We start from the raw sequence: 3,962 nt of genomic DNA, 5'->3' as shown, positions 1-3,962 counted from the left end.
TAGATTAAGGGTCTTCTTTCTTTTTGTCTACTTTAATTTCTTGCCCTACTATTTTACTTTCCGACAACTATTTTACACATAGCTATCGCTTGACCGAAATTCATCTCCCACTTTCACTGGTGCTTCGCACCCATACGCTTAGAAGTGGGAGACTTCTTTCGGAATTACGTTAAAGCAGCCTTAACAAAATCGACGCTCCAGTCCGGGTGAGCTTCAAGGATAAGAGCTGCTGCCCCAGCTACATGAGGAGCGGCCATACTTGTTCCCTGTAGAGATGCATACGCTGGACCAGGTACTGTACTGATAATGCTGACACCAGGTGCGACCACATCGGGTTTTATCATCCAGTTCGTCATAACAGGTCCTCTGGAAGAGAAGTCTGCCACTGTTTCGCCAACAATATGACTAAATGAAGCTTCAATTGTCACTGTATTAAAGCCATTCTCCAGATCCTGCAGCAGTTTTTGTCCATCTTCAAGAGAAGCCATCAACGTCGGAACTGCCATGCCAGGTATTTCAGGCTGAGTACCTGCTACATTATTGAAAAGGATCGCACCAACAGCTCCAGCCTCAGCTGCATTCTGAGCTTTTTCGACAAATGGATATTCTCCTCTTTGAATCAAGGCAATCTTACCTTCGACATCGAGAGAAGCAAATTCCTCAGGACTGCCCAGTCCGGCATAAACATATTCTAAGGTCTGACCGTTTAGTGCAAGTAGAGCATCTTCACCAGGATATCCCATCACTTCAATTGAAGGGAAGACTTGAGCTGATTCTGTGTTGACTGAAGCTTCGAATACATTGTAAGGAAGTTGTGTAGCACCGACTGAAATGGCATCTCTTGATGTTCCAGGAGACCCTGCTGTCCAGTTCTGAGGACCAGCATTTCCGTTAGCAGTGACAGCTACTACACCTTCGCCCATAGCGGTGTCCAGAGCGATAGAAGTAGGGAAGTCAGGATTATTGACCGTCGCACCTAATGACAGGTTCATTATATCTGCCCCATCTTCGACTGCCCGTTCGATCGCAGCGACGACATCACTCGTTGTTCCGCTTCCTCCCGGACCAAGTACTCGGTAGGCAAGCAGGTTCGCATCAGGTGCTACCCCTTTGATCTGTCCGTTTCCAGCTATGGTACCCGCCACATGCGTCCCGTGATTCGTTGCCAGAGCCGGATTCAGAACATCTTCAATCAAGGTCTCCTGAGGATCATCGTCATTATCTACAAAATCCCATCCTTTATAGTCACCGAAAGCATGAACCAGAGCCGGATGTGTATAATCCACTCCAGTATCAATCACTGCGACCGTTACTCCTTTTCCAGTGTACCCGGTATCCCAGGCTTCAAAAGCCTCTATGTAAGGTGCGCTGTCCAGCATTTCTGGAGTGACTTCGTTGACATCGAACTGCTGTGTATCAGTCACTTCATACTCCTGATCAGGATAGACTGATTTGACACCCTCGATCATCAGAAGCTTACCGATATCACTTTCAGACAGGTCGACAGAAAAGCCTGAGAAAAGCTGATCGTATTCCTGATTGACTTCGGCCTGTCCACCGGCTGCTGCTAATTCATTTAGAATGCGTTCCCGTTCTACAGATAATCTGAACTCAGACTGAGTACGTCCCTGCTGTTTTGCCTGAAGGACCGCTTCTTCTTCAAGTTCAACAATGACTGTTAAAATGTCATCCGACAGCAGATCTGAATCCAGATGAAGTTTTGGACTAGATCCTTCTGAATTCCCACCGTTTCCTTCTGCACTGACTTGGCTGATTGACGATACGGAAGATATCCCTAATAGTAGAGACATCGATCCTGCTAAAATTGAAGTGAACTTATTTTTCATTTGACTACTCCTTTTCTCCTTAATCGAATCATTAACATTTTATAATAAATATCCATTATTTTTTAATAAGATATTAATAAAGAGACTAGCATACCTTATTATGAACTGCAACACTTTTTATAACATAAACAAATTATTACTATTTATATTCAAGTTGTTCTATTCAGCACACTTCCTCCTGCCAAAAAACACTTATTCTTTTTTACTCAGTGATTGTATCTTTTTCGACAGGTTTACCTTAATCAGTTATACTTATACATGAATGACAAGGAGGAAATTCTATGACTCAAGTAAGAAAAATCATCACTGGAGTGATCCAGGAAAACTGTTATTTAATCTATTCAGGATCAGATGCACTTATTGTCGATCCTGGGGATGAAACAAGTAAAATCAAGGATGAACTGGAAGAGCTGGGTGCGCGGCCTTTAGCAATCTTGTTGACACACACGCATTATGATCACATTGGCGCACTAGAAGACCTTAGAGTCGATTATGATATCCCAGTTTATGTCAGCCCGGAAGAAGTGGACTGGCTCGGGGATCCCTCTAAAAACCTTTCTGTTTACGGTTCAAATGAAATAACAGCAAGAGAGGCAGAATTTACTTTCAATCCTGCAGAAACCGTATCGATCGGTCCATTTACATTTGAAGTCGTCTCAACTCCAGGACATTCTCCTGGCGGCGTAAGTTTCATTTTTGTAAAAGATGGCTTCGTTCTTTCAGGCGATGCCTTATTCAAAGGCAGTATCGGCAGAACCGACCTGCCCGGAAGCGAACCGGAAAAATTGATTCCCTCAATAAAAAAAGAACTCTTCAAACTTTCCGATGATACCATTGTCTACTCAGGACATGGCATGCAGACGACGATCGGTAACGAAAAACAGACAAATCCATATTTCAATTAGAAAAGAGGTCTAGGCGATTGAAACGAATTTTATTACTTCACACTGGCGGAACCATTTCGATGAGTACAGACCAGCGTACAGGAGCGGTAAAGCCAAGCGACGAGCATCCGCTACACCAGTACAGTCACTTGTTTGAAGAAAATCTGGAAATTATTGAAGAGGATATCTTTCAGCTTCCTTCTCCTCATGTGACACCGCATGATATGCTTAGCCTTCAGAAAAGACTGATTCAAGCCGCTGAAGAAAACATTTATGATGGAGCAGTCATTACTCATGGCACAGATACACTTGAAGAAACAGCCTATTTTCTAGACCTTACTCTAGATATTCCTTTTCCTGTAGTTCTCACAGGAGCTATGCGCCCTATTGATGAACTTGGTTCAGACGGCGTACGTAACTTGCAGAATGCTATATGGACCTCTCTTTCTCTTGATGCGAGAGATAAAGGGGTACTGGTTGTTCTAAACGAAGAGATTCATACAGCGCGGTATGTTACAAAAACACATACAACAAATGTTGCTACTTTCAGAACCCCCACTTTCGGACCGATCGGTATCGTTTCAAAGCATGAAGTTCGGTTCTTTCAGAAACTGATTTTCAACGAAACGTATCCAATCGAAAAAGCTGATAAGAACGTCTGTATGCTTAAGTCTTATGCGGGTATGGACAGTACGCTGTTTGATGCCCTGCTCAGTACTGATCTGGACGGCTTGGTCATAGAGGCACTCGGTGCTGGTAATTTGCCCCCTGCTGCTTTACCGGGACTAAAGAAAATTCTTGAAAAAAATATTCCTGTCGTTATTACTTCCAGAGCATTTAATGGAATAGCTCAGGATATCTATGCTTATACAGGCGGAGGTAAACACTTGAAAGAGCTTGGAGTGATATTTGCCCCAGGACTTTCAGGTCCGAAAGCACGAATTAAACTGCTGATTCTTTTGGAACAGGCTTTTGATAATAAACAGATCGACTTGATCTTTAAAAAATAAAGCACACACCTTAATTCAAAAAAAATAAGCCCGAGGCAAGCGACATATGTCGCTTGCCTCAGGCTTATTTGTCGAATTTAAATGATCTGAATGCTTTATCTAAAATAGCCGAGAAGACCCCCACTTCTTACGAAGTGTAAAGTGGGGGATGAATCGGCTTCGGACACGGGGTGGCTTTAGCCGTCCCGATTGTCCGATTGTTCGAGTGCTGTTTGAATCAA

The 3,962-nt window shown here is 43.3% G+C and carries 3 protein-coding genes; 2 read left to right on the top strand and 1 reads right to left on the bottom strand.

Going from position 1 to position 3,962, the window contains the following annotated elements; translation table 11 throughout:
* Positions 1-164: 164 nt before the first annotated feature.
* Positions 165-1,847, bottom strand: coding sequence for a S8 family serine peptidase (locus ACYQ2O_RS10910; protein ID WP_428830576.1), 1,683 nt, complete (start codon positions 1,845-1,847; stop codon positions 165-167).
* A 281-nt stretch (positions 1,848-2,128) separates the two neighbouring features.
* On the opposite strand from ACYQ2O_RS10910, the gene ACYQ2O_RS10905 reads away from it, so the two are divergent.
* Together ACYQ2O_RS10905 and ACYQ2O_RS10900 are read left to right on the top strand one after the other, a co-directional pair.
* Positions 2,129-2,752, top strand: a complete 624-nt coding sequence (locus ACYQ2O_RS10905) for an MBL fold metallo-hydrolase (RefSeq protein WP_346023846.1) — start codon at positions 2,129-2,131, stop codon at positions 2,750-2,752.
* A 17-nt stretch (positions 2,753-2,769) separates the two neighbouring features.
* A complete protein-coding gene (locus ACYQ2O_RS10900; RefSeq protein WP_346023845.1) occupies positions 2,770-3,741 on the top strand; it encodes an asparaginase in 972 nt (323 codons plus the stop codon).
* Positions 3,742-3,962: the final 221 nt, after the last annotated feature.

The sequence above is a fragment of the Alkalibacterium sp. m-11 genome, assembly GCF_054658155.1.
This window is presented reverse-complemented; position numbering and strand designations above follow the sequence as displayed.

Coding starts and splice junctions, on each gene's coding strand:
- ACYQ2O_RS10910 (WP_428830576.1), bottom strand. CDS start 1,847: ATGAAAAATAAGTTCACTTCAATTTTAGCAGGATCGATGTCTCTACTA.
- ACYQ2O_RS10905 (WP_346023846.1), top strand. CDS start 2,129: ATGACTCAAGTAAGAAAAATCATCACTGGAGTGATCCAGGAAAACTGT.